The following is a 718-nucleotide window of genomic DNA, read 5'->3' on the forward strand; positions in this document are numbered from 1 at the left end:
CCGGCCCATCACCGAGCTGCTGGCCCCCGGCGCGCTGTACATGAAGAACCGCGGCGCCGGGGTGCCCGACGACAAGTGGGTCAGGATCGACACGACCACGCTGAAGGACGGCAACCTCCTCACCGGCGGCGTCACCGACCCGATGGCGGCGGCCGAACTGCTGCGCGGCGCGGCCGATGTGACGTACGCGGGGAAGTCGGAGCTGGCCGGGGTGACGGTGCATCACTACCGGGGCGTCGCGGACCTCGGGCGGGCGGCCCGGGCCGCATCGCCGCAGTCGCGCGGGGCGCTGAGCGCGGCGGCGAAAGGGTTCAGCAAGGACGCCGTCCCGTTCGACGCGTACCTCGACGAGGACGGCCGGCTGCGGAAGGTCCGGCACCGTTTCACCTTCTCCTCCGACGCCCGGGGCCCGGAGGTGTCGGTCGTCTCGACGCTCCTGCTGTACGGGTTCGGGCTCCCGGTCACGGTGACGCTGCCGGACGAGGACGCCATCTACACCGGTGAGATCCGGCAGGGCTGAGGGTGACGGGCAGCGGGCGCGGACTCACGGGCCGGGCCGGCGGGGCCGCGCCGGGACAAGCCAAGCGGCGAGGGGCCGGGCCGGGGCAGGCAGGCCGAGCCGGACCGGCACAAGCCGCGCCGGGACCGGCCGGGTCGCGCCGGGACCGCCGAGCCGGCACTGGCCGGGCGGCCGAGCCAGGCCCGGCCGCGCCAGGAC

1 pseudogene is annotated in these 718 nt (G+C 76.0%); it reads left to right on the forward strand.

Annotation, left to right across the window (positions count from 1 at the left end):
* Positions 1 to 520 (forward strand): annotated as a pseudogene (locus JS521_RS35985) (hypothetical protein); the annotation flags it as partial.
* Between the last annotated feature and the right edge of the window lie 198 nt (positions 521 to 718).

It is taken from the genome of Streptomyces durocortorensis, assembly GCF_016901035.1.
Lineage (GTDB): Bacteria > Actinomycetota > Actinomycetes > Streptomycetales > Streptomycetaceae > Streptomyces > Streptomyces durocortorensis.